This is a genomic window from Halopiger aswanensis, from assembly GCF_003610195.1.
GTDB classification, from domain to species: Archaea; Halobacteriota; Halobacteria; order Halobacteriales; family Natrialbaceae; genus Halopiger; species Halopiger aswanensis.
In genome coordinates this window covers 51411-77474 of the sequence record NZ_RAPO01000001.1, presented here as the reverse complement: position 1 = coordinate 77474, position 26064 = coordinate 51411, and the positions used below count along the sequence as shown (strand labels likewise).

Below are 26064 nucleotides of genomic sequence, written 5' to 3'. Positions count from 1 at the left end.
GTATATATCGGCGCAGAACCGGAAATGATGTTATACCATTCACGGAATTTTAGTTCTATACAACAGAATTTCAGTGAGAATTGCGTAATAGACTACTGATTCCAAATCTGTTTGGAGGAGTTCTTTTGCCCGAACGGCACGGACCAGTAGTCGATGAGTAACACAGCGGCCAGCGGACGATCGACGACTGCCCGAGATGACTGCTTCCGGTCGCTTGCGGACGCTACCCGACGCGCCCTCCTCCGACTCGTTTACGAGCAATCCCCCGACGGCATCGCGAAAGACGATCTTATTCGCGAACTGGCGGCGGTAACTGCTGATAAATCGGTCGACGATGTGACGGACGCAGAGTACCAGCGAGCCGCCGTCGCCTGCCAGCACACGCACCTGCCGATGCTGCTCGAGGCGGGCCTCCTCGCGGAAGCCGAGAACACCGACACCGATGACACCCTAATCGTCACGACGGACCACTGGGCCTTCGACGAACCCGCCCTCGAGAACGTCATCACGGGCCGACTCGACGCGCCCGCCGCGGAACTCGACACCCTGTTCGAGGCCGTCGCCGACTCGCGGCGCCGACTCGTGCTCTCCGTCCTCGCGGGCAACGCCCGTGCGGAATCGGACGCGATGGACCGCGAAACGCTCGCTCGAGCCGTGGCCGCTCGCGAAGCCGATACGGACGCCGACGACGTCTCGCAGGACCGCGTCGCGACCGTCTACAGTTCGCTCGTCCACGTTCACCTGCCGCTTCTCGAGGACGCCGGTCTCGTCGATACCGTCTCGGACGGCGTCGCCTACGACGGCCACCCCGAACTGCACGTCTCCTGGATCGGCGACGACGCGATCGAGGCGGGTGCCGACGGAACGGCGCTCGCGGAGATCGACATCCAGATCCGCTCGGAGTTTACGATCACCGTCGCCGCCGAGCAGTCGCTGCACGAGTAACGTCTCTGCCGGTTCCTTGTCCGTGGTTCTCGACTGTATCGACTCGAATCGTCTCGCGGTCGCGACGCCGGCGATCTCGGCTTCCGGGACGTCGGCGCCCCGCATTCCGCTGCGGTACACTCACGGTTCACCGTCTGCCGTCGTACACTCACGGTTTTCGAAGAGACAATAACACTTACCCAGTCGGTCCTCGCACCAATGCATATGATTCACAGCGACTGGGGCGATTGGTTCATTCAGCGGATCGAAGACGCGAATCCCGACGGCGTCGCGGTCTGGTACCTCGGCTGTAACGGCTTCGTCCTGAAGGACGACGCGGGAACGACCGTCTACATCGACCCGTACCTCGGCCTCGGCAACCCGCCGCGGACCGTCCGCATGATCCCCGTCCCGTTCACGCCCGGCGACGTCGAAACCGCCGATGCAGTGTTCGCGACTCACGAGCACACCGACCACGTCGACGGCCCCAGCCAGGCGCCGATCCTCGAGAACACGGGCGCGACCTTCTACGGCGCCGACGACAGCCTCGCGGTCACGCGCGAAGAAAATTGGACCGAAGAGTGGGACGTCGACGACGACCAGTTCGTCGAAGTGGCCGAGGGCGACACCTTCGAAATCGGTGATTTCACCGTCCACGTCGAGGAGGCGTACGACCCCGACGCGACCCACCCGGTGAGCTACGTCATCGAGCACGACGCCGGCACGGTCTTCCACGGCGGCGACACGAAACCCAGCGACGAGTTCGCCCGCATCGGCGACGAGTACGACATCGACCTCGGCATCCTCGCCTTCGGCACCGTCGGGATGATCCCGGACAAGGAGAGCCACGAGCCGAAGCGAACGCGCTGGTACAACGACGAGAACCAGATCGTCGAAGCGGCCGACGACCTCGCACTCGAGCGACTCCTGCCGAGCCACTGGGACATGTGGCGCGGGCTCACGTCGGATCCGAAGGTACTCCACCACCACGCGAAGAGCTTCGAACATCCCCGCGAACTGGAGCTCGTCGAGATCGGCGATCGCGTCGATCTCTAGATCGGTTCCTGAACTAAATTTGATATTCTCCCGTAGTATTTATAATAATGGTGGGGCAACGTTGCTCGCATGAGTAGCACCGCCGATACGGACGAGGTTATCGAGGTCAGTGCTGACGGACTATCAGTCCGGAAGACGTTTACGGCGGACGAGTTTCCGGTCCCCGCGATTCGATTCGAAATCGACTCCGAACGCGAGAGCCAGGTCGATTTTCGACTGTCCGAGGACATCCCCGACTCGTTCCCGATGGACAAGGTCGGCTTCCACCCCGACTACCACAGCGACGACTGGACGGCGTTTCAGGACAACCACGTCGAGTTCACCGGCACGCTCGAGCCCGGTGAAACGCTCGTCACGGTCTACGGCATTCGGATCGACGACGAGAGCACCGCCGAGGAGTTTCTCACCGAGCCGACGGTCGTCGAGGTAAGCGCCGAAGACCAACGGACGACCGAAGGCGATGAGATCGACGACGGCGTCATCGACAGCATCGTCTCGGAGGACCGCAACCAGGCCGTCCGGGACATGCTTTCGGGCGACTCGGCCTCGGTTCCCGGCCTCGACGCCGCCGATGTAGCCGCCGGCGACTCGAGTGCGGACGACGAGTCCGCGGCCGCCGATGGGGCGGCTGCTGACGAGGCTGCCGCCGAAAGCGAGAGCGCCGTTCCCGAGTCCGACGACGAATCCGGCGAGGACGAAGACGACGGCCTCGATCTCGACCTCAGCGACGTCGAAACCGATCCAGCCGAGGGCGCCGACGAGGACGCCGAAGGAGACGAAGACGACGCACCCGACATCGACCTCGGCTTCGAAGAGGAGGAGATTCCCGAGCCGGCCGACTCGGAGGACGTCGATCCCCTCGCCGAACCGGACGACGGCGAGGACCTCGATCTGGACTTGGACCTCGACGCCGATTCCGAGGCGGACGGCGAAGCCGAAGACGAAAGCGAGGCCGAGGCGGACGCCGATATCGATCTCGGACTCGAGGACGAGGATGAGGACGAGGCCACGGACGAAGCGGCAGATGCGGCCCTCGAAGATGCCGACGAGGAGGGGGACGCAGAAACCGAACTGGACGGCGAACCCGAATCAGAGGTCGAGTCCGAGCCCGCGTCTGAACCCGCTTCCGACGACGGCGACGAAGACCTCGAGGACAGCGGTGCTACTGCCATCGAACCAGACAGCATCGAAGCGGACGACGTGACGGCTGTCGAGACCGACGAAGGGACAGAACCGGACGAAACCGCGGCGGAGACGGCCGACCCGGCCGCCGAGACGGCCCCGACGGACGAAACGGCGTCGGCAGCCGAAGCGGACGCAGAATCCGATTCGGATTCCGATCCCGATCCAGAATCCGAACTCGAGACTGAGACCGAGGCCGCCGCCGAACCCGAATCCGGCTCCGAACCGGTACTCGAGGGTACCCTCGCCGAGCGCCTCGCCAGCGAGATCCGAAACGGCGAGGCCGACGAGGACGAACTCGAGGTGCTCCGCGCCGAACTCGCGACCGAACCGGAACTGAGCGCCCCCGAACTGGCGAAACTCGACCACCTCCAGTCCCGCGTCGAGGAGGTCGCCGCCTACACCGAGGCCCTCGAGGAATTCCTCGGCGAGAACGGCACCGGCGAGCAACTCATCGCGGACTTCCGGTCCGAACTGGAAGACGTACAGGACGCCCTCGGCGAGATGGACGACCGTCTCGCGGACACCGAATCGCAGGTCGAGGACGTCGAAACCGAAATCGACACGCTCACCGAGTGGACGACCGACCTCGAGGACGATCTCTCGGCTCTCGATCATCTCCCCGAAACCGTCGACTCGCTGACCGACCGGACCGACGATGTCGAAGACGAGATCGAAACGGTCGCGGACGACGTCAGCGAACTCGAGACCGGCCTCGAGACCGTCGAATCGGACGTCGAAACCGTCGCCGGCGATGTCGATGCGGTCGAAGGCGACGTCGACGATCTCTCCGAGGATCTCAGGGCCGTCGAGGAAGACGTCGAAAGCGTCGAATCCGACCTCGAGGATGTCCGAGAGGAGATCACCGACATTCAGGAGTGGCGCAACCAGCTCGGCTCGATGTTCGCGGACAACTGACGACCGAGGACCGACGAGAGGCAGCGATAGCCGAAAACACAACTCGTTTATCCGTCGCCGGCCGAGCACTGCTCGATGGGCGAGACGATTCCGATCGCCGTTCCCAGGAAAGGACGCCCCCTCGAGTCGGTACTCGATCGACTCGCGCGGCGGCTCGACGTGCCCGGCCTCGCGGACGAGATTTCGTCGACGCTCCGCCACGAGAAGGCCGTCACGAAAGGCGACCTCGAACCCGACGAGGAGAACGTCTACCATCGTCTCGCCGACTACAGCAGCGCCGACGATCCGACCGAACCCGAATACACTCTGCTGCGGGACGCCCGCGCCGGGAAACCCCGGCGGATCGTCTTCGATAGCGTCACGATTCCGCTCGCAGACGTCGATGCCATCGCTGTCGACGGCGGCGCGATCCAACTCGTCGGCCGCGAGGAGCCCTTCCGCGCGCTTCGAACCCACGAGTTCGCGCTCGGCTTCGACAGCGCCGACCTCGTCTTAGAGGAGGTCGTCGAACTGCGGCCCGAACCGCTCGACCGGATCGCCGACATCAACGCCCGGATCGATCCCTCCGACACCGACGTCCGGGTCGCCACCGGTCTCGGGGATACCGTCTACCACACGCTGATGGCCGCACCCGAGGTCGCTCCCGCCGACGACTCGCTCGACCGCGACTTCCTCGAGCGCTACGAGGGACCGCTGTGTATCGAGCCCCGGTACGAGCGACTCGTCCAGGCCGTCCTCGGCACGCGAACGCTCGACGGCGTGGAGTTTCGCTACCCCGCGGAAGGCCGGGAGGAGGAAGCGGCGATCGCCGACACCGGACTCGGCGTCTACCTCACCGTCACCGGCTCGACCGCCCGCGAACACGGCCTCCTGCTCGGAGAGCAACTGTTCCCCAGCGAAACCGTGCTGCTCGAAAACACCTCGGAACTGAACAAAACGGACGCAGCGGCGGCCGTCCGTTCGTTGTTAGACGGCGACGATCTCGAGACGGAACTCGCCGTCGACGGGGCCTCGCAGTAACGGTCGGAGCCGGGACTCGACTCGAGTCACGGCTGACTCGCCAGCGGCACGACGTACGACTCGACGAAATCGATCAGCCGCTCGACTAACTCTTCTCGATCGACGAAGTACCGAAATCGAAGATCGTACGCGTCGTCCATCTCGTCGATCGAGGCGCTGCTGAACCGCGGTTCGTAGACGGTTCCGGATTCGGCGCTCGCCTTCTCGGCTTCCGCGAAGATGCAGAACGTTCGCGGATCGCGCAGGCGGTGCTCGGCGTCTCGTAACCTGAAGTGTTCGGGAATCGCACCGGCTTCCGCACCGGCGCCCGTCGTGAGTCCGGCCTTCGTGAAGACGAACGCGTTCCCCGCACTGGCTTTCGCGAGCGCGACGGATTGGTCGATAACCGGCATTCCCGGCTCCTCGAGATCCTGCCGCTCCGCCTCGCGTCTGGTCGGGATCTCGACGTCGCTCGCGATGAACGCCGTCGTCCCGGTTTCGGCCGATACGCGGTCGCAGATCGTCCGCAGCGTCGCTTCGATCGCGTCGGGCGCGGCACCGTTCCCTCGCGGGGCGAGCGGATCCGGCGGCAGCGGGTAGCCGTCGTTCGGATACAGATAGGCGGGATCGAGCAGGCGGTACGGCCCCATGAGGAAGACGAAAGCGTCGTTCCGATCGGCGTCAGGAATCGACCGAGCGACCCACTCCTCGATCGGCCGTCCCTCGTACTCCGTGAGCGCGGTCATCCCTCGCCAGTCCAAACGGGCGACAGTTAAAGTTCGTTTCAGCAATTCGTCTTAACGTCGATTAAGTCTAAGTGGATCGAGCGCGTACCCTCGCCTATGAGCGAACGAGAGATTCCGAACGACGAACGCTCTGCTGCCCGAGACCGGGTCGAATCGGACCTACTCAACGGCACGCTCGACCTCGAGCGGGAGGCGAACCGACTGCAGGTGATGGGCGAACCGACGCGGTTTACCATCCTCTACCTCCTCGCCGAGGAGGGGCGACTCCGCAGCGGCGAACTCGCTGACCTGCTCGATCGACGCCAAAACGACCTGTACCACCACCTGAATACGCTCGAGGACGCCGGTCTCGTCGGAAAATTCCGTGACGGCAGCAGCCGAGTGTACGAACTGTCGCCGCTGGCCGAAGGATTCGTCCCGCAGATCTTCGACGCAGTCGGTGCACGCGCTGAGGCGGTGTAACGGCACAGCGCGCGAACCGACGCAACTACAGCGCTCGTTTTCTCCCTCAAATTCGCCAGTCGATTCGGCCAGTCGACGGCAACGTCCGTATTCCTTCTCGAGGACCTCTGACACGGCCGAATAGCGATCAAAATGCGTTGGCTCGGGGACCCAATTTCTATATATCGATATAGGATTTAGGAGTTCGATATAGGACAATCGACATCCCAGATTATAGTTATTATTCCAACAATATGTGGACCAGCAACTGCCGAATACGGAAAGTTCGATTGATAGCTCGAGCAGGACTTCATCGACGCGCAGTCGCTGCAGCCGCGACTACGCCGTCACTGAATAGATGTGCTCGAGGTACGTCTCCCGAACGCGGTCACCCCAGTTGTGGGTGTAGGTGTCGATCACGTCGCTGGCGACGTCACCTCGCAGATACTGGACGATCCCGCGATCACCGGTTCGATCCCGGAGGTGCGTGGTGAAGAAGTGCCGGAAGTAGTGGGGTGTGACGTTCTCCGAAGCCCCGCCACCGGTCCGGTACCAGCCGCGCTCTCTGGCGTACTGTTCGACGACGTGGTGGACGACGTTCGGCGTCAGCCGCTGGCCCCAGCAGTCGGCCGTGCCGACGAACAGCGGCTCCGTCGCCGTCGCAGACGGCGTTCTCGAGTCCGACGGCACATCTGGCCGGACGGCGAGCCACCGAACCAGCACGTCCTTCAGCTCCTCGTCGATCGGAATCACGGTCTCGCGCTTGCGCTTGTTCGACGCTGAGCGCCGTTCGCCTCCGGATTCCTCGCCGTAGGTGTGCTCCGTCGAGACGAACAGCGAGTCCGGACGACCGGCAATGTGAGCGCGTGGCTGCCAGGTCTGGGCTTCGTGTTCGAGGTGGCAGTCGATGAGATCCAGATTGCACAACTCGCCCGCCCGCATGCCGGTTTTCAGTAGCGTGACGATAATCGCTCGGTGCAGCGGATGGCGGACGTCCGCGACGAACGACCGCATCTCGGGCAGCGTGATATCGCGGCGAGTCGGGTTCGACTCGATCGACTCGCTCATTTCCTCCAAGACGACCGTCATCGGGTTCTCGTCGGTGTGGCCGACCCGCTCGAGGTAGCTGTAGAAGCGATTGAGATAGGAGGCGTACGTCGCGACGGTGCTCTCGGAGTGCGTGGACCGCAGTTCGTGGATCCAGGCCATGCAATCCCGGTAGCTCGCCTCCGGCGGCTCCTTCTCGAAGCGGTCGGCGAGGAAGGACTCGTAGTCCGTCAGCACGCGCTGATAGGCCGCTGCGGTCCGTTCGTTGCGGCCGTGGTGCTCGATGTCCTGCAGGAAGTATTCGACCGTATTGGCCTGCTGTTGGGGCTGCTGACCTTCACTCATCGTCGACCACCACGTACCCGCCCTCGCGGCCGCTGTACCGGACCTCGTTTTCGTCCTGCAGCTGCTGTAGCGCCGCGTCGAGGTCGTCCTCGACGTCGTCGATCAGCGCGTCGACGAGTTCGTCCCAGTCGTGGACGCCCTCGCGCTGGAGTACCTCGAGGATGCGGTCGGCGAAGTCCTCGCCCGCAGCGTCGGTCGTCTCAGCATCGGCGTCCGCCGCGCTCTGTTTGCCATCCCAGTCTCCCCCGCTCGAGGGAACATCGAAATCGCTCCGTCCGGCCTGGACCATCGTCCGGACGAACTCGCTTTGGCTCATCTCGAGATCGTCGGCGTGGTCTTCCCAGGTTTCCTTCTGGTATCGGGGAACGTATGTTTTCACGGCGACTCGCTCGTCGTCTGTCATCGACGACACCCACTCACGCCGCTCACTTCAATCTAACCCACATTCACAAATAAACATCCTTATTTGGGCTACTGGAACCCTATAGCCACCCGGGCAGAGATATTATTTGTGAGTATAGTTCTGCAATAAGTCACGTTTTAGTCCCAGATTGGAACATAAACTACTCGGGAGCGAACCGCGCTATCACTAACACAGCGGCAGGTCGTGACGAGATCCACCCCACCTATCGCGGCAGAAGAACAAATTACCAGATTCTAGAACTAATTCAGCGAGGCGATAGAGAGAAGTGTATACTTTGCAACCATATTTGGAAACCCATTCTAGGCGGTCAGACCCTAGGGGTTGCGGTCGAGAAACACCGCTCCAGCGAACTTTATTTCATACTATAATTGGATGGTTTTTGTCCGAGTGAAAGGATATTTTGTCGGCGTTTCGGCAGGTAAAATATGTGTTAGCAAACAACATATAGAATGGGCATTGGTATCAGCTACCGTCGTCGCTGGTGACGACCGTGACTTCCGATCCAACATGAACGAAGAATGAAGCCGAGGAACGAGCGCCGGCGAATGCGGACTCGAGGTGAACGTCGTGACCACAATTCGTCGTGGCGTCGAAGAGGACACGATCGATTACCGGACCGGCGACTCGATCGTGTCGGGTCAGTTGCCAGCAGTCTAACACGCCACCGAGAGAGTGCGTGGGCATCAACCCACACTTTCGGGTTGCTATCCCCGCCGTTGACTGCCCGCTCGAGGGTCGCCTCTTCGACAGAGCCCACCTGCCGCCTCGCCGTCGATCGGCGCAGGATACTCGGAATCAGGGTTTTGCGTCACCGGACTGGGGTCGTGCGAAGGGAGCAGTAGACCGGCGACAGGCGGAAGGGCCATACCGTCGGTATCGTGTGAGACGATTCAGTGACCGCGAGGCACCGTGACGGAGTCGTTCTGCTCGAGTCCGCCTTCTATCCCCAATTGCCGGGGCCTGTGCTGAGACCGGGAAATCGATTACAGTACGCTGCAGCAATACCTGAGCGTCGATCGATCGACAGCGAGGTGAAAACCGTACAGAAGCGGGTCGATATCAGGGAACTGAAAGTCCCTTCGTGGGTGGTTGAAGATGAGTGCATCTCTACGTGGACCGGCCAGTCGAAGCCGGCGACGCCAGGACGAGGGGAGAGACCGGGCTAGAAAGGAATTACACGAGATCGAGTTCGCTCGAGTGGTCGTCGCCGACGCCGATTGCAGACTCGAGTGCGACGATTTTCGCGTTCGTCTCGCCACCTTCGTGTCGCTACTGCTCTAGTATCTGTCCGCGGCCGTGTTCTGCCTCGTCCAAATGAATTCTATTTCGCTATATCGAACATCGCCTGATTTCCGATCGAACGACCCCGGTCTGGAAACCGACGGACGAACGAGAGCGACCACAGCGAGAAGACCGTCAAAACACCTGTCGGGAGTTATCCCCTCGCACGGTCAAAGGAGAGCAGACCGGGTCGAGATCTGAGAACGCTCGAAGAGACAGTTCGCGGCGCAGTCAGTTCGTCGTTACGCCGACGTCGTCGACGTGATAGAGATCGTCCTGAAGTCCGTCGCCCTCACAGTCCTCGTTCGGACACTCGTAGTGCCAACCGTCCTGAGTCGCGTCGCCTTCCCGGAATCGTTCGCCACAGACCTGGCAGAATAACTGTCCTTTCTGACAGGTATCCCGGTGGAGTTCGAGCGCGAGTTCGGTCTGAAACGACTGGTTGCAGTTGCGACAGGTGTGCATAATTCGTCTGACGCTGGCGTCCGACAAAACTGCTTGGATTTTTTATTCCGGCCGGGTCACCCGTGATTCGGGTCCACTGCGTCGATTTAGCCGATAGCGGTAGGGAAGAAAGAGCGTTCGTCGTGTCTGTTTATTCCGTTTCGAGTAGTCGTTAGTTCGGTAGTTCGCCCGTGTGCAGAGCCACCAAGCGACGGTCGGAGAATACTGTCGAGAACTGGAGGCGTCGGCGAAAACCGACTCGAGATCAGCGGCGGGACGACCGGCTCAGTCGTCCTGGCCGAGGATCCCACGTTCGGTCATCTTCGCGGGGTCGAGGACCTCGTCGGCTTCCTCCTCGTCGAGGTAGCCCTTCTCGAGGACGACCTCGCGGACGGTCTTCCCCTCCTTGAGCGCGGTCTTGGCGACCTCGCTGGCCTTGTCGTAGCCGATGTGGACGTTGAGCGAGGTGGCCATCGCCATGGACTGCTCGACGCGGTCCCGGCAGTACTCCTCGTTGGCCTCGAGTTCCGAGACGAACCGCTCGGCGAAGACCTGGCTGGCGTTCGAGATGAGTTCGGCCGACTCGAGGAAGTTGTGCGCCAGCACGGGCTTGTAGAGGTTCAGATCGATCTGGCCCTCCGCGGCGCCGGCGGAGACCGCGGCGTCGTTGCCGACGACCTGTTTGTGGACCTGATTGACGGCCTCGGCGACGACCGGGTTGATTTTCCCGGGCATGATCGAGGAGCCGGGCTGGTTCTCGGGCTGTTCGATCTCGCCGAGACCGTTGCGCGGCCCGGAAGCGAGCAGCCGCAGGTCGTTGGCGATCTTGTTCAGTGAGCCGGCAACGGTTCGGAGGGCACCGTGGGCCTCAGACATGGCATCGTGGGCGGCCTGAGCCTCGAAGTGGTTGTCGGCCTCGCGGAACTGAACGCCGGTCTCCTTCGTAATATATTCTGCCGCGCGCGAGGGGAACTCGGGATGAGTGTTCAGTCCGGTCCCGGTCGCGGTGCCGCCCAGCGCGAGTTCCGCGAGGTGTTCGCGGACCTTATCGACGCGGGCCAGCCCCTTCTCGACCTGCGTGCGGTAGCCGGAGAACTCCTGGCCCAGGGTTACGGGCGTCGCGTCCTGGAGGTGCGTGCGGCCGGTCTTGACGACGTCGTCGAACTCCTCCTCCTTCGCCTCGAGCGCCTCGCGGAGCGTATCGAGGGCAGGGATGACGTCCTTCTCGACGGCCTCGAGCGAGGCAACGTGCATCGCGGTCGGGATGACGTCGTTGCTCGATTGGCCGTAGTTGACGTGGTCATTCGGGTGGACGACGCGGTCGCCGATCTCGGCGCCCATGAGCTCGGCGGCGCGGTTGGCGATGACCTCGTTGGCGTTCATGTTCGAGGACGTCCCGGAGCCGGTCTGGAAGACGTCGACCGGGAACTGGTCGTCGTGTTGGCCCTCGATGACCTCGTCGGCGGCCTCGATGATCGCCTCGGCGACGTCGTCCTCGATCAACTCGAGGTCGCGGTTGGCCTGTGCGGCGGCCTTCTTGACGACGCCGAGCGCGCGGACGAATCGACGGCTGAAGGTGATCCCCGAGATGGGGAAGTTCTGGATCGCGCGCTGTGTCTGGGCGCCCCAGTAGGCGTCCGTGGGCACCTGCATCTCGCCGAGGCTGTCCTCCTCGATTCGGTAGTCGTCGTCTCCCATACGCGAGGCATCTCGGGGTGTCAGGTAAAATCCACCGGTACGACGACGAACCGCCCGCAGAGGGTCGGCGGACACTGGCGGAGCCGATTACGTTCGGCCGGATGTTAGTATAGCTATATCTTCACTCGTTTCTAAAATAATAATAGTAACTATTAAATATAGGTTTGGTGCCAGCTTTACTCGCATCTAAAATAATAATAGTAACTATTAAGTATTCGGTCTCCTACCAAGATGGTGAGGCTTAACATGGATTTCAATAGTGATCGTTCGCGGAGAACGGTTCTGAAGGGTGCAGGCCTGGCGGGAACCGGAGCGCTTACCGCGCTTGCGGGTTGTACTGGCGGCGGAAATGGCGACGGCAACGGTAACGGCGACGGTAACGGCAACGGTAACGGTGGCGACGGCCAGTGGAGCAACACGCTCGAGGTCCTCCACGGCTGGACCGGCGGCGACGGCGCGGAAGCCGCCGACGCCCTCTTCTCGGCGCTCCGGGAGGAGTACCCCGACATGGACGTCGACGACCAGCCGATCGGCGGCGGTGGCAACCAGAACCTCGACCAGACGGTCGCCAACCGCCTGCAGGGTGGCAACCCGCCGAGTTCGTTCGCCGGCTGGCCCGGCGCGAACCTCGAGCAGTACGAGGGCGTCCTCGGCGACATCGAGAGCGAGGTCTGGGACGAAGGCGGCCTGAAAGAAGCCCACGCACAGGAAGCGGTCGAACTGTGCGAAACCGACGACGGCTTCTCCGCGGTCCCCATCGGCTCCCACCGCCTGAACGACCTCTTCTACAACGTCGAGGTCCTCGAGGAAGCGGGCGTCGATCCGTCCTCGCTCAGTAGCGTCGACGACCTTATCGACGCGCTGGACGCCGTCGAGTCCGAGACCGACGCGACCCCGTTCGCGTTCTCGCTCGCCACGTGGTGTATCCTCCAGACGTGGGGCACCGTGATGCTCAGCGAGCACGGCTACGACGCCTACATGAACTTCATCGAAGGGGAAGGCGACCGCGACCTCGTCCTCCAGACCTTCGAGAAGCTCGAGGAGCTGCTGGGCTACATCAACAACGACGCGGCCTCGGTCGACTTCACCGAAGTCAACCAGGACATCATGAGCGGCGACGCCGCCTTCATCCACCAGGGTAACTGGGTCGCCGGCGCGTACATCACGGAAGGGCTGGAGTACGGTACCGACTGGGACGCAGTCCGCTTCCCCGGCACCGAGGACTACTACACCCTGCACATCGACTCGTTCATCTACCCCGGCGACAACCCGAGCCCCGAGGAGTCCGCCGCGTTCCTCCGATTCGCCGGCTCCGAGGACGCGCAGGTTGCGTACAACCAGTACAAGGGATCGATCCCGACCCGGACGGGCGTGGCGACCGACGAGTTCAACGACTACCTCACCGACACGATCGAGAACTTCGACGAAGTGTCGGAGAAGCCCCCGACGCTTGCCCACGGGCTGGCAGTTGACCCGAGCACCCAATCCGAACTCGAAGGCGTGCTCAACAACAACTTCGCCGACCCCTACGACCCCGAGGCAGCGACGGACGGCTTCATGGACGTCGTCTAAAAAACTGTTCTTAATTTTATGAAAGGTGTGTTAGCGTTACTGCGTAGCGTCCGTGACAGCCGACGCGTCGAGACCGACGGCGGGACGGTCGAGGAGCGATCGACGGTGCGTCGCTGGCTCGATAGCGACATCGTTCAGTCGGCGCCGTTCTGGTTCCCCCCGTTCTTGCTGATGGGCTTTTTCGTCTACGCAGCGATCGGGTGGAACTTCTTCCTGTCGCTGACGAGTTACTCGGGGTTCGGTGACCCGGACTACAGCGATCTGGGACTGGAGAACTATACGACGCTGTTGAGCGATCCGCAGTTCTGGGAGGCGACGCGGAACACCGTCGTGTTGCTCGTCGTCTTTACCGTGGCGTGTCTGGCGATCGGACTCGTCCTCGCGCTGCTGCTCGATCGCAAGATCCGCTTCGAGCGGTCGTTCCGGACGATCTACCTGCTCCCGTTCGCGCTGTCGTTCATCGTCACGGCACAGTTCTGGCGGTGGATGTACAACGTCAACAACGGCATCATCAATCAGGTCATCGGCGTGTTCGGGCTCGGACCGTACAACTGGCTCGGCGACCCGCGCCTCGTCCTCGGGGCCGTGATCTTCGCGCTCGTCTGGCAGTTCAGCGGCTACACGATGGTCATCTATCTCGCCGCGCTCCGGTCGATTCCGACCGACCAGTACGAGGCCGCTCGCGTCGACGGTGCGAGCACGATCCGGATGTACTGGCGCGTCATCATCCCGCAGCTGCGGGCTGCGATGGTCAGCGCCTCCGTCACCCTCGTGCTGTTCGCGCTGAAGGCCTTCGACTTCCTGTACGCAACCTTCGACGGCTACCGGCCCCGCAAGGGGGCGGACATCCTCGCGACCTTCATGGTCCGCGAGTCGTTCGGCAAGTCCGAGTGGGCGTACGGCTCCGCGATCGCACTCGTGCTGTTCGCGGTGTCGCTGGCCGTCATCGCGCCGTACCTGTACAACCAGTACAAACAAGGTAACCTATGAGCGAGGAATCAGTATCAGTTACGACCGAAGCGGCGGAGCAAAGCTGGGCCGACGCCATCGACTTCCAGCGAGTGGTGCTGTATGTGACCCTCGTCGGTCTCATCGGCTTTTACCTGATTCCGATCGAATCGGGCCTGGTAACGTCGATCAAAACGTCGGAAGCGCTGCGAACGACGTACCCGTTCATCCCGCCGGGGCTCGAGGGGTTCACGTTCGAGAAATGGCAGTTCGCGTTTAACGCGCTCAGCCGCGGGCTCGTCAACAGCCTGCTGTTTACCATCCCCGCAACGATCCTCTGTGCGATCTTCGGGAGTATGGCGGCGTACGGACTGACCCTGGTCGACTGGCGTGGACAAATCGCCGTCTTCACGCTGTTCATCGCGGGGATCTTCGTCCCGTACCAGGCCGTGATCGTGCCCCTGTTCGAGTTCTGGACCCAGTACGTCCAGTTCGACCAGCGGCTCTCGTTCCTCTGGGCGCTGCCGCTCCTCGAGCAACATCACGCGACGATCCTCGAGTTGATCATCACGCACACGGCGTACGGGATTCCGATCTGTACGCTGCTGTTCCGCTCGCAGTACAAGACGATGTCCTGGGAGATGATCGAGGCGGCCCGACTCGACGGCGCGTCGGTCTGGCGGATCTACCGCCGGATCGTGCTGCCGCTGTCGATTCCGATGTTCGCCGTCGTGTTCATCTTCCAGTTCACCCAGATCTGGAACGAGTTCCTGTTCTCGCTGACCATCATCGGCAGCGTGAACGATCCCGCCGCGTCCGCCACACTAATCTTGTCCGGGCTCGGCGAGGCACTCGAGGGCGTCGACTACCCGCTGCGAATGGCAGGGGCGTTCATTACGGCGTTGCCGACACTGATCGTCTACGTGCTGTTCGCCGACCAGTTCGCAGAGGGTGTCCGAGTATGACCGACCAGCGACAACCGATACGGAAACGGAGGATTTGACGATGGCAGAAACGAAACTCGACGACGTAACGAAAGTCTTCACGGACGACGACGGCAGCGATATCGTTGCCGTCGACGAGGTATCGATCGATATCGAGGACGGGGAGTTCCTCGTTCTCGTCGGCCCGTCGGGCTGTGGCAAGTCGACGACGCTGCGAATGATCGCGGGGCTGGAGACGATCTCGGACGGTCAGATCAGCCTCGACGACCGCGTGATCAACGACATCCCCGCGAAAGACCGGGACATCGCGATGGTGTTCCAGTCCTACGCGCTGTACCCGCACATGACCGTGCGGGAGAACATGGCCTTCGGGCTCGAGGAGTCGACGGAGCTCTCGGACGACGAGATCTCCGATCGCGTCGAGGAGGCCGCCGAGATGATGGGGATCGGCGACCTGCTCGACCGCAAGCCCGGCGAACTCTCGGGCGGCCAGCAACAGCGGGTCGCGCTCGGTCGCGCGATCGTCCGCGAGCCGTCGGTCTTCCTGATGGACGAGCCGCTGTCGAACTTAGACGCGAAGCTCCGCGCGCAGATGCGGACCGAGCTCCAGCAGCTCCAGGAGGAACTCGGCACGACGACGGTCTACGTCACGCACGACCAGACGGAAGCGATGACGATGGGCGATCGCATCGCGATCCTCAACGACGGCGAACTCCAGCAGGTCGGCACGCCGCTGGAGTGCTACCACGAGCCCGCCAACCAGTTCGTCGCGAACTTCATCGGCGAACCGTCGATGAACTTCCTCGACGTCGACGTCCGCGAGACGGCCGACGGCGCCACGCTCGTCGGCGAACACCTCGAGTACCCGATCTCGAACGATATCGCGACTTCGATCGGCAGCCGCAGCGACGTCGTCCTCGGCATTCGGCCGGAGGACATCGAGATCGAGCGCGACGAGGGACGACAGGCGGGCGGCCACGAGGTCGCCGCGCAGGTCTCGGTCGTCGAACCGACCGGCGACGAGAACATCGTCTACCTCATGCTCGGCGACGAGGAACTCGACACTGACACCGAGTTGCTGGAAGGCAACCGCGAATCGATTATCGCAACGATCGACGGGATGAGTACGGTCAACTCCGGCGACCGCGTCGTCGCCCACATCCCCGAAGACGCGATCCACCTCTTCGACGCGCGGACCGGCGAAGCGGTCCACAACCGCCGCGTCGAGAACACCGAGCCGCGAATCCCGAACGTCTAATCCGCCGTTCGAAACTGGCCTCGATCTGACTCGAGTCTGACGAGGCGCCGTTCGCCGTTCGCTGTTCGACGGTCGACTGTCGACTGGCTGGCCGTTCGAGTACGACGCGATCGGTCGCTTTCGCTCGCACCGTTCGTTCCCCGCGTTCTAGTTCCGCGTTCTACTTTGAATTGCAATCGAGGCCCAACGAAGCAGCCACCGCTACGGCAGTTTCTTACCGCGAATCCGCGACCGAGGTCCCCGACGCGTCAGCGTAGCCGACGCCGACCGCTCGAGCGCCAGCCACGAGGAAGTACGCGGCGGCAGCCGCAGCGAGGATCCCCGCTGCGTCGCCCCGCTGGAGGGTCATGAGGGCGCACCACGTGCCGAGCAGAACGAGCGAAAAGCCGACGATCCAGCGGAGGAGATACGTCGCGTCGGTGAGCACCGGCACGACGATGTCGGTATCGGCGGCGGCGCGCAACCGCCCGTGCGAGACGCTCGCGGCGACCGCGGCCGGATACGCGTACGCACACGCCAGCAGCGCAAAGAGCAGCAGCGTCGTCGAGACGAGCGTAAGCACTCCCGCACCGCCCTCGAGTGCCCCGCTGTCGACCGACTGCATCGCCGACAGCGCCAGCAGGCCGAGCGGCGGGGCGAGTCCCACGATCGACAACGCGAGCGCTGCGAGTCCGGGCCGAAGCAGTCCTCGAACGCCGGGCCAGTCCCGCTGAGCGGGCTCCCCGAGGAGGATCGCGGTCGTCCCGAGGAGGAGGAGAAGTCCGACGAGCGCGAGGACCGCCGGAACGAGCCCAACCACTAGCGGACCGAGCGCCGCCGCGTACCGCAGGCCGACGACGAGCAGGACGACGGCGAGCAGACACCTGAGCAACGCCCCTCGCCCGACCTCGTCGGCGACGGGATACCGAAGCGCGTCGCTAATCATTTCGACCACCGGCGCGCTCGGTAGCGCCATTTGTCATGTACGGCGAGTGGAACGGTCGGTGCAAAAACGTCGCGGTCCCCGCGCGGCGCAACCGTATCGGCGGCTCGGGTCTCGAGACAGATGCGTAGCGACGGAAAGGAGACCCGTCAAGAGGTCACGTAAAGTCGACGGAGACGCCCAGGTCGTCGGCCGCCTTGCGCTCGCGCAGGGCCGTCTGGAGGTGGTCGCGACTTGTCCCGTGGACGTCGCGGGCGTCCTCGAGCGCGACGTCGTAAATCGTCGAGGACGACCAGACGAACGAGCGGGAACTGGCCGTATCGACGACCAGCGAGGCGAGGCCGAGCCGGCGCTGGAAGATCGAGCGTCGCGTCGAGACCGTCTGAATCCGGTAGTAGGGGATCACGGTCGTCCGCCGGCGCCAGAACCCGCTGCGGATCACGAGGTGGTCGTCGCCGACGAAGTAGCCCAAATGTTTGTACCGGAGGTGTGCCGCCGGCGGCACCGCGACGAAGACCACCGCGGCGAGGTACCACCGCTCGAGCGGCGTCGCGTACGACACGCCGAAGGCGACGGCGACGATCACGGCGGCGATCAGCGAGTACCGCACCAGATAGCGCCGGCGGGCGATCGGGGACGGACTCTCGAACGACGGCGTCTCGACGCCGGTGAGGTTCTCGGTGAACGTATAGATCCGATCGCGGGCCGCCAGCGGGACGGCCGACTGGCTGCCGGCGTCGCTGTCGGGGCCGTAGCCGGCGGTCTCGACCCACAGCCCGGCGTAGCCGAGCAGCCGCTGGAGCGGGTTGTCGGTGACCGTGACCGACTGGACCTTCTCCGCGGGGATCGAGCCGCTGTACCGTTGTAACAGGCCGCGGTCGTAGACGAAGTCGTCGCCGATGCGGCCGAGCTCGAAGCCGTAGTACATCGCGAACGTGTACGCGACGCTGAGGAGGTACGTGACGCCGACACTGATCAGTCCCGAGACGATCGTCAGGATGCCGTAGCTCCCCGCATCGCCGGACGCGAGGTCCTGCGGACCGCCGAACGGTGCCGCGGCGGCGAGGAAGGCCTCGAGCACCGCGTCGGTCGCGAAGAAAAACAGGAAGAGTCCGGCGGCGCCGGCGGCTGGTCGGAACGTCGTGAAGGCGTACAGCAGCAGTTCCGAATCCGCGAGTTCGAACAGCCGTTGGCGGCGCTGTTGGGGGCTCGGCCGGGCCGTCGACTCGGTGGGCGATTGGCCAGTGTCCGGACTCGAGTCCGGCGCGACCGCGTCCGATTCGGCGTCGGCTCCGGCTGGACCGTCCGGTTCGGCGGCGGGAGGACGACCGGATTCGGCGTCGGGCTGGGAGCCGGGATCGACGTCCGCGTCCGACTCGGGTGCGAGATCTCGATCCTGGTCCCGCTCCTGCCGCCGATCCTTGACGCTTGCAGTACGCCGGCGGATCTCCGCCTGCAGCCGATCCGCTTCGTCCTCGCCGACGACGGACAACGTCGCTTCGGTCTCGCCCCCGCCGGCGGTTTCGATCGAAACGACGGCGACGCCGAGCAGGCGCTGGACGACGCCCTGGCGGATATCGACGTTCTGGATCCGGCCGTAGGGAATCTCTCGAGAGCGGCGGGCGAACACGCCGGAGGCGACGTCGACGGTATCCTCGGTTATCTGGTAACCGAACCGGTAGTAGTACGCGACGCCGTAGCTGAGCCCGAGCAGGAAGCCGAGCGGCGCGGCGACGGCCGTCCAGCTTCCCTGTATCGGCTCGAAGACGCCGGCCAGCGCGCCCACCAAGAAGAGTGGGAGCCAGAGTCCGAGGAATGCGTACCGGAGCGAGTACGTGACCGCACTGAACGGGTGCAAGCGGTTCATACTGGACATGTTAGACGGCGTCCTCGGCCTCGCTCTCGACGGCGAGTTCGCGAAGGGTGTCCTGCAGCTCCCGTGCGCGGTCCGGCGTCAGCCCCGGAATCCGGACGTCCGCGTTCCGGGAGCCGGCGGTATAGACGACCACGCTCGAGAGGCCGAACACGCGCTCGACGGGGCCGAACTGCGTGTCGACGTGCTGGACGCGGACGAACGGCACCGCGGTTTCGACGAACGTGACGACGCCCCGCTCGAGGTAGAGCGCGTCCGCTTGCAGTTCGAATTTCCAGACCTGGTAGAGCCGCACGGCGTAGGCGACGCCGAGCAGGAGAATGAGGGCGGCGACGCCGACGATCGCGACCGTGGGGACGTCGACGAACAACTGATCGACGGCCGCGAGGGCGATACCGACGACGATCGCCGCGAGGAGCCCCTGTCCGATCCAGAGGAGTCGAATTCGGGGGTTGAGCGCTTCCATACGCAATCCTATCAGCAGAGGTGGATAAACGTGCGGGTCGCGTTTCGTCGCGCGGCGTGCGACGGGCGGCCCGAAATCGGGTCGTCCGCCCTAGGCCTCGGCGTCCTCGTACTCCTCGGGCGTGTACGTCGACAGCTCGAGGGCGTGGATGTCGGTCGTCATGTGGTCGTCGAGGGCGTCGTAGACCTGCTGGTGCTGTTGCACCAGCGGCAGGCCCTCGAACGCGGGCGAGACGACCGTCGCCGCGAGGTGGTCCTCGTCGTGTTCGTCGCGGGCGTGCGTGACCGTCGCCTCGGCGTCCTCGAGTTCCGATTCGATGAGTTGCTCGACCTCGTCGGGCTTCATAGGGGGTTGAAGGGACGCTCGCGGCAAAAGGAGTGCGGTCGAGGCGCCAGAGTGTCGCGGCCCGATCCACCGGCTCAGAACGGCACGTCCGGCGGGACGTCCGGACCCGATCCGCCCTGCTCGGAGAGTCCGTCGAGTCCCGTACTGACGCTGACCGAATCGATCGCGTCGATCTCGTCGGGGAGCCGGCGCTGGATCGCCTGGGTCGTCATCGGACTGACGCCGCAGCCGCTGCAGGCGCCGGTGAGGTTGATCCCGACGCGCCGTTCCTCGAGGTCGACCTCGGTGATCGACGAGTCACCGCCGTGCATTTCGATCTGTGGGAAGTTCCGCCGGAGGAACAGGGAGACGGCCTCCCGAACGTCGTCCTCGGTAGTGGAAGCGGGGTGATCCGGTTCGGACGCGGTCATACCGTTCTCGAGGGGACGCAGGGGTTTAGCCCTGTTCGTGTTCGTGGCCGACGCCCATGTTCGAGATGCCGAGCCAGACGACCATCGCGAATGGCGGCGACTTTATGCCGATCCGGGACGCGCTCCCGATATGTCACTGGCAGCCGAGACGCGCCGGGCCGTCGCCGACCACCCGTTCCTCCTGACGGCGCTTCGCGCGGGCGTCGTCAACTACACCGCCGCCGCTCGCTTCCTCGCAGCCGACGGCGTCGACGGCGACACCGACGCGATCGCGACGGCGCTGCGCCGGTACGCCGAGGAGTTGCCCGACTACGAGACCGAGTCCCGAGACGTGCAGGTCCGCATGGAGAGCGGAATCGGCCCGCTCGAGGATGCTGCGAGCCGCGACGCGCTGCTGGCCGTCGGCGGCGCAGCCTTCGGGTCTGCCGGCGGCGATCGGACCGCGATCATCGCGACCGGCGACGTGGATCCGGCCGCGCTGGCCCACGCGCTCGAGCGACTCGCACTCGAGGACGTGTCGCCGACGGCGGCGGCCGTCGCCGAAGGAGACGGAGCGGAAGCGGGAACCATGGTGCTCGTCGTCGATCGACTCGAGGGGGCAAACGCCGTGCGGGCGGTCGAAGCCGCGCTCGAGGGTGTCGTATCGACGGCCGACGAATAGATCGCTGTCGCCGAATCCGGCAAGTCGTCCGTTACTCGTCGCTCGCCGCCGGAAGCGTAACGGCGAACGTCGATCCGTCGCCCGGTTCCGAGTCGACGCGGATGGCCCCGCCGTGGCGCTCGACGATCCGCTGACAGAGCGCCAGCCCGATCCCGGTGCCGGCGTACTCGTCGCGGCTGTGGAGGCGGTCGAAGAGAGCGAAGATCCGGTCCTGTTCGGCGGCCGGGATGCCGATCCCCTCGTCGCGGACCGAAATCGTCCACCCGTCGCCGGCGGGGGTGCGTTCGGCCGCGATATCGATCCGTGGCGGCTCGTCCCCTGAATACGTGAGCGCGTTATCCAACAGGTTCTGGAACAGTTGGCGGAGTTGCTCGGCGTCGCCCGTGACCCGAGGCAGGTCGCCCACCGTCAGGTCCGCGTCGGTTTCCTCGAGGCGGAGTTGCAGGTCGTCGCGAACGTCCGCGACGACGGCCTCGAGGTCGGTCGGTTCGAGCGGGCCGCCGCGGGACTGGACCCGCGAATATCGTAGGAGGCCGTCGATCATCGCGCGCATGCGTTCGGCGCCGTCGACCGCGTACTCGAGGTACTCGCGCGTTTCCGCGGAGAGATCGTCGTCGCGGCGCTCGATCAGTTGCAGGTAGCTCGAGACCATCCGCAGCGGTTCCTGCATGTCGTGGGAGGCGGCGTAGGCGAACTGCTCTAAGCGTTCGTTCGAGGTCTCGAGGCGGTCGACCGTGCGCTCGAGTTCGCGCTCGCGCTCGTGTTGCTCGAGTTCGTACGTGACCCACTGGCCGATCGAGCGAAGGAACTCGCATTCGTCCTCGGAGAAGGCCTCGTCGCGCGTGGACTCGCCGACGAACGCGATGGTCCGATCGGGTCCGCCGTCGATCTCGACGTACGTGCCGAGGTACGACCGGACGCCGAGTTCGCGGTAGGCGACGATGTCGTCGCACCCCGCGGATTCGGGATCGGCGACGCTCGCGACCGCTTTCGTCTCCGCCGGGAGGGCGCAGAAGGTCTCCGACAGCGGCAGCTCGACGCCGGATTCGAAGCGCTCGTGATCGTCGCTGACGTACTCGATTTCGAATCGGTCGTCGTCGGGATCGACCTGGGCCATGCCGCCGAGATCGAGGTCGAACCGCTCGCAGCCCAACTCGAACAGCGCGTCGAGCTTTTCCTCGAACGAACGGTCGGGGTCGGCGATGATCTCGTTCTGGCGCTGCTGGTACTCCTTTCGCTCCTGCAGTTCGGCTTTCGCCTCGGTCCGCTCGCGCAGCGTGCCCAGCATCCGGTCGAGTTCGTGGGCCGGCTGGTTCGGGCCGCAGAACTCCTCGGGCGGCGTGTAGTAGAAGTTGTGACAGACGGTGTCGTCGTAGATGAGGTGCGGGTGGACCCGGACGACGTCGCGGATGATCTCCGGCGGGAACCGGTTGCGATCGTACTGACAGACCGCGACCGCGTCCTCGTCGTCGAAGAGTGCGTTGACCTTGCTCTCGTAGGCCATCGTCTCCTCGATCGCGACGTCGCTCTCGAGGATCCAGGACATCTCGGCCGCCAGGCGAAAGCCCTCGTACTCGGCGACGGTCTCGTCGATGACGTCGCCGTAGAACGACATCATCTCGTCGACGTCGAACGAGCCGTTCCTGAGATAGGTGTCCTGGAACGTCTCGATGACCAGCGCCCCTGACGCGACGGCGGCGTCGACGTCGATTCCGCCGTCGCGAAGCGCCGTCCGAACGGCGTCCACCGAATCCTCGTCCGTGACGTAGACGCACCGCTCGCCGCGCTCGAGGCCCTGTCGGAGGAAGGGGACGACGGCGGCGAACTGGTCGTCGGGAGAGTCGTAGATCAGCGCGAAGTGATCGTTACAGAACTCGCCCTCGACCTGTTCGACGGGGCCGCGAAAATCCGGGCTCGTCGCAAGGGCGTTCAGCGGGCGCTCGAGGTCGAGTACGTCGTCGGCGGGGGAGGAATTTGTCTTACTCATTGAGATCGGAGAGCGCGGCTATCCATTCAAGCGGGTGGGAAGGGAAAAGGGCGCCGGTCGGAACACGAACGATCGTGTAGAATCGGACGGCTCGAGCCTCGAGCGACGGAATGACGGTTCGATCGCGATCGGCTCGAGAGGGAGCGGCTCACTCCCGGTCGTCGACGGCGGGCAGCGTAAACGAGAACGTCGACCCCTCGCCCGGCTCGGAGTCGACCCAGATGTCGCCGCCGTGGCGCTCGACGATCCGCTGGCACAGCGCCAGCCCGATCCCGGTGCCGGGGTGTTCGTCCCGGCTGTGGAGCCGTTTGAACACGTCGAAGACGGCCTCCTGCTCGTCGGCGTCGATACCGATCCCGTCGTCGGCGACCGAAATCTGCCACCGATCGCCGCGCCGTTCGGCGTCGACGCGGACCCGCGGCGGCGCGTCGCCGCTGTACTCGAGGGCGTTCGAGAGCAGGTTCTGGAACACCTGGCGCAACTGGCTGGCGTCGCCCTCGACGCGGGGCAGCGAATCGACCGCGATCTCGGCGTCGGTCTCCTCGATCTGGAGTTGCAGGTCCTCGAGCACGTCCTCGAGGATCGGCTCGAGGGCGATCGGTTCGAGCGGGGCCCCCTGCGTTTCGACCCGCGAGTACGCGAGCAGCCCCTCGATCATGTCGCGCATGCGCTCGGCGCCGTCGACCGCGAACTCGAGGAACTCCTCGCCGTCCTCGTCGAGCGCGTCGGCGTAGCGGCTCTCGATGAGTTGCAGGTAGCTCGAGACCATCCGCAGCGGTTCCTGGAGGTCGTGGGAGGCGGCGTACGCGAACTGTTCGAGGCGTTCGTTCGACTCCTCGAGTTGCGCGATCGTTTCCTCGAGTTGCCGCTGGTACTTCTTGCGCTCGGTGATGTCGTGGGCCATCGTCACCCCGGCGAAGACGTCGCCGCGGGTGTCGGTGATCGGCACCGCGTAGAGCACCCACTCGCGACCCGCGTACTCGAGTTCGACCGCCTCCTGCTCGCCCTCGAGCGCGGCCAGGATCGCCGGTTCGAGGTCGTCGACGGTCTCCTCGGGCCAGACGTCGTAGAAGTTCTCGCCTTCGAGGTCGTCGGGAACGACGGGGATCTTGTCGAAGCCCTGGCCGGCCGCCAGCGTGTACTCGAGGTCGTGGTCGAACAGGGTGACGATCCCGTTCGGGAAGTGCTCGGCTAAGGTACGGTAGCGCTGCTCGGACTCCTCGAGTTCGCGCTCGCGTTTCTTGCGTTCGGTAACGTCGCGGTCCGAGACGATGATCGAGACGACGTCCCCCTCGTCGTTCGTCACCGGCCTGAAGTAGCCGCTCAGGGTATACCAGTTGCCGTCCGGCCGCGTGAGGTCGGCCTCGAAGTCCACGTACTCGCCCGCGGCCGCCCGCTCGGTCCACTCCTGAACGTCGTCCTGCACGCCGTCGCCTTCGCCCCACCACGGCGTCTCCCAGAACAGTTCGCCGGTCACGTCCGCGAGGTCAGAATCGATGTACTCCATCGCCGTCCCGTTGATGTCGATTACCGTCCCGTCGGGTTCGAGCAGGCCGACGAGGATGTTCGGGTCCTCGAAGATCGCCTCGAAGCGCCGCTCGGTCCGCTCGAGTTCGCGCTCGCGCCGGACGCGGTCGGTGACGTCGCGGAAGTACACCGAGATACCGGTTTCGGAGGGGTAGAGGCTCGCCTCTACCCAGAAGTCCAGCGTATCGTAGTAGAGTTCGTAGTTGGTCGGCTCCTGGGTTTCCATGGCCGTGTGGAAGGCGTCCCAGACCTCGTCGAGGTCCCTGAGATCGGGAAAGACGTCCCAGAGGCGCTCGCCGAGCAGGTCGTCCTCCGAGCGCTCGAGCAGCTCCGCGGCGCGGTCGTTGACGTGCGTAAAGCGGAACTCGTCGTCGACCGCGTAGAAGGCGTCCGAGACCCGGCCGAGGATCCGCTGGAGTTCGCTCTCGAGTTCCTGCTCGCGCTCCCAGCGGTCCGTCATATCGCGGGTCACTTTCAGGAAGCCGTGGTGAGTCCCGTCGGCGTCCCGAACCGGCGTGATCGTCACGTTCGCCCAGAACCGCGAACCGTCGTTGCGGACGCGCCACCCCTCGTCCTCGACGGAGCCGTTCTCGAGGGCGCGCTCGAGGTTCCGCTCGGGAACGCCGGCCGCGCGGTCCTCCTGCGTGTAGAAGTTCGAGAAGTGCTCGCCGATGATCTCGTCGGCGTCGTACCCCTTGATCTGTTTTGCGCCCTCGTTCCAGCTGATGACGGTGCCGTCGGCGTCAAGCCGGAAGATGGCGTACTCCTCGACGGCGTCGACCAGCGACTCGAACGCCTCCCGGCTCTCCCGGAGATCGTTCTCCGAGCGCTTCCGGTCGGTGATGTCGTAGTAGCACTCGATCCGACCCCCGGCGTATTCGCCCGATTCGATCGGTTTACTCTGGTACTCGAGCCAGCGTGACCGCCCGTCGTCGGCGGTCACGCGACACTCGTACCGATCGAGGTAGCTGCCCTCCTCGTAGGTCGAGCGGACGCTCCGGACGAACGGGTCCGGCGCGGCGAGACGGTCCGCGATGGTGTCCTCGACTACCGTTCGGCCGTCCCGGCCGACGACCGCGTCCCGGTCGAGGTCGAGAAAGTCCGCGGCGGTGTCGTCGACCCAGGAGACCTCGAGGTCGTCGTCGAGTACGACGACGCCGACGTTCGGTCCGTCGGGTGCCCGTACGGACTCGAGCGTCTGCAGCCGCTCTTTGGTCTCCGCGAGGTCTCGAGCGACGCCGATGGTCCCCTGCAGTTCGCCGTCCGCTGTGATCGGCGACACCCGCAGTTCGCAGGGGATCGCGTCGCCGTCGGCGGTTCGGATCGCGAGTTCGAAGGTCGGGAGGGGGACAGCGGTCCCGCCCTCGCCCCCGCCGGCGAGGGCGGTGGCCAGTTCGCGCTCGATAGCCTCGACATCGGCGCCGTCGAGCAGAAGCGAGACGTGTTCGCCGAGCAGTTCGTCGCGGGAATAGCCCGTCGTCTCAACGACGGCGTCGTTGACCGCGACGAAGCGGCCGTCCCGGTCGAGTTGATAGAGTCCGTCGTCGATGGTCTCGACGAGGGTCCGAAATCGCTGGAGCGCCACGTCGTCGTCTGCCCCTCCCCAAAACCCCGGGCCCGTGGCGTCCGATTGGGTATGCATGTCA

General features: G+C 64.5%; 22 protein-coding genes. 10 read left to right on the top strand and 12 right to left on the bottom strand.

From position 1 onward, the window contains the following. Nucleotides 1–153: 153 nt before the first annotated feature. From ATJ93_RS00360 to ATJ93_RS00345, 4 genes are all read left to right on the top strand, one after another. Nucleotides 154–945: a DUF7344 domain-containing protein gene (locus ATJ93_RS00360; protein ID WP_120242670.1), complete on the top strand. Its 792-nt coding sequence runs from the start codon at nt 154–156 to the stop codon at nt 943–945. 204 nt (nt 946–1149) lie between these two features. After that, the gene (locus ATJ93_RS00355; protein ID WP_120242669.1) at nt 1150–1980 is read left to right on the top strand and encodes an MBL fold metallo-hydrolase; all 831 of its coding nucleotides are present in this window, start codon (nt 1150–1152) and stop codon (nt 1978–1980) included. A 69-nt stretch (nt 1981–2049) separates the two neighbouring features. Beyond that, nucleotides 2050–4080 carry a coiled-coil domain-containing protein gene (locus tag ATJ93_RS00350; RefSeq protein WP_120242668.1) on the top strand — a complete coding sequence of 677 codons (2031 nt, stop codon included), beginning with the start codon at nt 2050–2052 and terminating at the stop codon, nt 4078–4080. A 75-nt stretch (nt 4081–4155) separates the two neighbouring features. Beyond that, complete coding sequence (locus ATJ93_RS00345) at nt 4156–5100, top strand: hypothetical protein (protein WP_120242667.1); 945 nt, start codon at nt 4156–4158, stop codon at nt 5098–5100. A 26-nt stretch (nt 5101–5126) separates the two neighbouring features. Here ATJ93_RS00345 and ATJ93_RS00340 read toward each other — a convergent pair whose 3' ends face one another. Continuing rightward, entirely contained in the window at nt 5127–5825 is a 699-nt protein-coding gene (locus ATJ93_RS00340; protein WP_120242666.1) for a DUF7509 family protein, read from the bottom strand. 96 nt (nt 5826–5921) lie between these two features. On the opposite strand from ATJ93_RS00340, the gene ATJ93_RS00335 reads away from it, so the two are divergent. After that, nucleotides 5922–6287 carry an ArsR/SmtB family transcription factor gene (locus ATJ93_RS00335; RefSeq protein ID WP_120242665.1) on the top strand — a complete coding sequence of 122 codons (366 nt, stop codon included), beginning with the start codon at nt 5922–5924 and terminating at the stop codon, nt 6285–6287. Between the two features lie 318 nt (nt 6288–6605). On the opposite strand, the gene ATJ93_RS00330 is transcribed toward ATJ93_RS00335, so the two are convergent. From ATJ93_RS00330 to ATJ93_RS00315, 4 genes are all read right to left on the bottom strand, one after another. Further along, complete coding sequence (locus ATJ93_RS00330) at nt 6606–7658, bottom strand: tyrosine-type recombinase/integrase (RefSeq protein ID WP_120242664.1); 1053 nt, start codon at nt 7656–7658, stop codon at nt 6606–6608. Further along, nucleotides 7651–8061: a DUF5805 domain-containing protein gene (locus ATJ93_RS00325; RefSeq protein WP_120242663.1), complete on the bottom strand. Its 411-nt coding sequence runs from the start codon at nt 8059–8061 to the stop codon at nt 7651–7653. The genes ATJ93_RS00330 and ATJ93_RS00325 overlap by 8 nt, the downstream gene beginning before the upstream one ends. Before the next feature lie 1533 nt (nt 8062–9594). After that, the gene (locus ATJ93_RS00320) at nt 9595–9828 is read right to left on the bottom strand and encodes an HVO_2901 family zinc finger protein (protein WP_120242662.1); all 234 of its coding nucleotides are present in this window, start codon (nt 9826–9828) and stop codon (nt 9595–9597) included. 264 nt (nt 9829–10092) lie between these two features. Continuing rightward, nucleotides 10093–11505, bottom strand: coding sequence for a class II fumarate hydratase (locus tag ATJ93_RS00315; protein WP_120242661.1), 1413 nt, complete (start codon nt 11503–11505; stop codon nt 10093–10095). Nucleotides 11506–11751: 246 nt separating this feature from the next. Here ATJ93_RS00315 and ATJ93_RS00310 point away from each other — a divergent pair, with 246 nt between their 5' ends. The 4 genes from ATJ93_RS00310 to ATJ93_RS00295 are packed head-to-tail and all read left to right on the top strand — an operon-like array spanning nt 11752 to nt 16227. Further along, a complete protein-coding gene (locus ATJ93_RS00310; RefSeq protein WP_120242660.1) occupies nt 11752–13077 on the top strand; it encodes an ABC transporter substrate-binding protein in 1326 nt (441 codons plus the stop codon). An 18-nt stretch (nt 13078–13095) separates the two neighbouring features. Beyond that, complete coding sequence (locus ATJ93_RS00305; protein ID WP_120242659.1) at nt 13096–14067, top strand: carbohydrate ABC transporter permease; 972 nt, start codon at nt 13096–13098, stop codon at nt 14065–14067. After that, the gene (locus ATJ93_RS00300) at nt 14064–14990 is read left to right on the top strand and encodes a carbohydrate ABC transporter permease (protein WP_120242658.1); all 927 of its coding nucleotides are present in this window, start codon (nt 14064–14066) and stop codon (nt 14988–14990) included. Before ATJ93_RS00305 ends, ATJ93_RS00300 begins: the two co-directional genes overlap by 4 nt. Before the next feature lie 40 nt (nt 14991–15030). Then, entirely contained in the window at nt 15031–16227 is a 1197-nt protein-coding gene (locus ATJ93_RS00295; RefSeq protein ID WP_120242657.1) for an ABC transporter ATP-binding protein, read from the top strand. A 214-nt stretch (nt 16228–16441) separates the two neighbouring features. Here the strand turns inward: ATJ93_RS00295 and ATJ93_RS00290 are convergent, their stop codons facing one another. The 5 genes from ATJ93_RS00290 to ATJ93_RS00270 form a co-directional block, all read right to left on the bottom strand. After that, complete coding sequence (locus tag ATJ93_RS00290) at nt 16442–17152, bottom strand: DUF4013 domain-containing protein (RefSeq protein ID WP_245977517.1); 711 nt, start codon at nt 17150–17152, stop codon at nt 16442–16444. Nucleotides 17153–17306: 154 nt separating this feature from the next. Continuing rightward, on the bottom strand, nt 17307–19016 hold the full coding sequence (locus tag ATJ93_RS00285; protein ID WP_120242655.1) for a PH domain-containing protein: 1710 nt from the start codon (nt 19014–19016) through the stop codon (nt 17307–17309). Nucleotides 19017–19026: 10 nt separating this feature from the next. Then, complete coding sequence (locus ATJ93_RS00280; RefSeq protein WP_120242654.1) at nt 19027–19488, bottom strand: PH domain-containing protein; 462 nt, start codon at nt 19486–19488, stop codon at nt 19027–19029. Nucleotides 19489–19578: 90 nt separating this feature from the next. Further along, nucleotides 19579–19833: a BolA family protein gene (locus tag ATJ93_RS00275; protein WP_120242653.1), complete on the bottom strand. Its 255-nt coding sequence runs from the start codon at nt 19831–19833 to the stop codon at nt 19579–19581. A 74-nt stretch (nt 19834–19907) separates the two neighbouring features. Further along, nucleotides 19908–20243 carry a NifU family protein gene (locus ATJ93_RS00270; protein ID WP_120242652.1) on the bottom strand — a complete coding sequence of 112 codons (336 nt, stop codon included), beginning with the start codon at nt 20241–20243 and terminating at the stop codon, nt 19908–19910. Nucleotides 20244–20373: 130 nt separating this feature from the next. Between ATJ93_RS00270 and ATJ93_RS00265 the strand changes: the two genes are divergently transcribed. Beyond that, entirely contained in the window at nt 20374–20904 is a 531-nt protein-coding gene (locus ATJ93_RS00265; protein ID WP_120242651.1) for a DUF7523 family protein, read from the top strand. A 31-nt stretch (nt 20905–20935) separates the two neighbouring features. On the opposite strand, the gene ATJ93_RS00260 is transcribed toward ATJ93_RS00265, so the two are convergent. Both ATJ93_RS00260 and ATJ93_RS00255 read right to left on the bottom strand, forming a co-directional pair. Further along, the gene (locus tag ATJ93_RS00260; protein ID WP_120242650.1) at nt 20936–22891 is read right to left on the bottom strand and encodes an MEDS domain-containing protein; all 1956 of its coding nucleotides are present in this window, start codon (nt 22889–22891) and stop codon (nt 20936–20938) included. Nucleotides 22892–23039: 148 nt separating this feature from the next. After that, nucleotides 23040–26060: a PAS domain-containing sensor histidine kinase gene (locus ATJ93_RS00255; RefSeq protein WP_120242649.1), complete on the bottom strand. Its 3021-nt coding sequence runs from the start codon at nt 26058–26060 to the stop codon at nt 23040–23042. Between the last annotated feature and the right edge of the window lie 4 nt (nt 26061–26064).

Bases quoted from the DNA above. Each gene is read 5' to 3' on its own strand.
- ATJ93_RS00360 (WP_120242670.1), top strand. From the start codon at position 154: ATGAGTAACACAGCGGCCAGCGGACGATCGACGACTGCCCGAGATGAC.
- ATJ93_RS00355 (WP_120242669.1), top strand. From the start codon at position 1,150: ATGATTCACAGCGACTGGGGCGATTGGTTCATTCAGCGGATCGAAGAC.
- ATJ93_RS00350 (WP_120242668.1), top strand. From the start codon at position 2,050: ATGAGTAGCACCGCCGATACGGACGAGGTTATCGAGGTCAGTGCTGAC.
- ATJ93_RS00345 (WP_120242667.1), top strand. From the start codon at position 4,156: ATGGGCGAGACGATTCCGATCGCCGTTCCCAGGAAAGGACGCCCCCTC.
- ATJ93_RS00340 (WP_120242666.1), bottom strand. From the start codon at position 5,825: ATGACCGCGCTCACGGAGTACGAGGGACGGCCGATCGAGGAGTGGGTC.
- ATJ93_RS00335 (WP_120242665.1), top strand. From the start codon at position 5,922: ATGAGCGAACGAGAGATTCCGAACGACGAACGCTCTGCTGCCCGAGAC.
- ATJ93_RS00330 (WP_120242664.1), bottom strand. From the start codon at position 7,658: ATGAGTGAAGGTCAGCAGCCCCAACAGCAGGCCAATACGGTCGAATAC.
- ATJ93_RS00325 (WP_120242663.1), bottom strand. From the start codon at position 8,061: ATGACAGACGACGAGCGAGTCGCCGTGAAAACATACGTTCCCCGATAC.
- ATJ93_RS00320 (WP_120242662.1), bottom strand. From the start codon at position 9,828: ATGCACACCTGTCGCAACTGCAACCAGTCGTTTCAGACCGAACTCGCG.
- ATJ93_RS00315 (WP_120242661.1), bottom strand. From the start codon at position 11,505: ATGGGAGACGACGACTACCGAATCGAGGAGGACAGCCTCGGCGAGATG.
- ATJ93_RS00310 (WP_120242660.1), top strand. From the start codon at position 11,752: ATGGATTTCAATAGTGATCGTTCGCGGAGAACGGTTCTGAAGGGTGCA.
- ATJ93_RS00305 (WP_120242659.1), top strand. From the start codon at position 13,096: ATGAAAGGTGTGTTAGCGTTACTGCGTAGCGTCCGTGACAGCCGACGC.
- ATJ93_RS00300 (WP_120242658.1), top strand. From the start codon at position 14,064: ATGAGCGAGGAATCAGTATCAGTTACGACCGAAGCGGCGGAGCAAAGC.
- ATJ93_RS00295 (WP_120242657.1), top strand. From the start codon at position 15,031: ATGGCAGAAACGAAACTCGACGACGTAACGAAAGTCTTCACGGACGAC.
- ATJ93_RS00290 (WP_245977517.1), bottom strand. From the start codon at position 17,152: ATGATTAGCGACGCGCTTCGGTATCCCGTCGCCGACGAGGTCGGGCGA.
- ATJ93_RS00285 (WP_120242655.1), bottom strand. From the start codon at position 19,016: ATGAACCGCTTGCACCCGTTCAGTGCGGTCACGTACTCGCTCCGGTAC.
- ATJ93_RS00280 (WP_120242654.1), bottom strand. From the start codon at position 19,488: ATGGAAGCGCTCAACCCCCGAATTCGACTCCTCTGGATCGGACAGGGG.
- ATJ93_RS00275 (WP_120242653.1), bottom strand. From the start codon at position 19,833: ATGAAGCCCGACGAGGTCGAGCAACTCATCGAATCGGAACTCGAGGAC.
- ATJ93_RS00270 (WP_120242652.1), bottom strand. From the start codon at position 20,243: ATGACCGCGTCCGAACCGGATCACCCCGCTTCCACTACCGAGGACGAC.
- ATJ93_RS00265 (WP_120242651.1), top strand. From the start codon at position 20,374: ATGTCACTGGCAGCCGAGACGCGCCGGGCCGTCGCCGACCACCCGTTC.
- ATJ93_RS00260 (WP_120242650.1), bottom strand. From the start codon at position 22,891: ATGAGTAAGACAAATTCCTCCCCCGCCGACGACGTACTCGACCTCGAG.
- ATJ93_RS00255 (WP_120242649.1), bottom strand. From the start codon at position 26,060: ATGCATACCCAATCGGACGCCACGGGCCCGGGGTTTTGGGGAGGGGCA.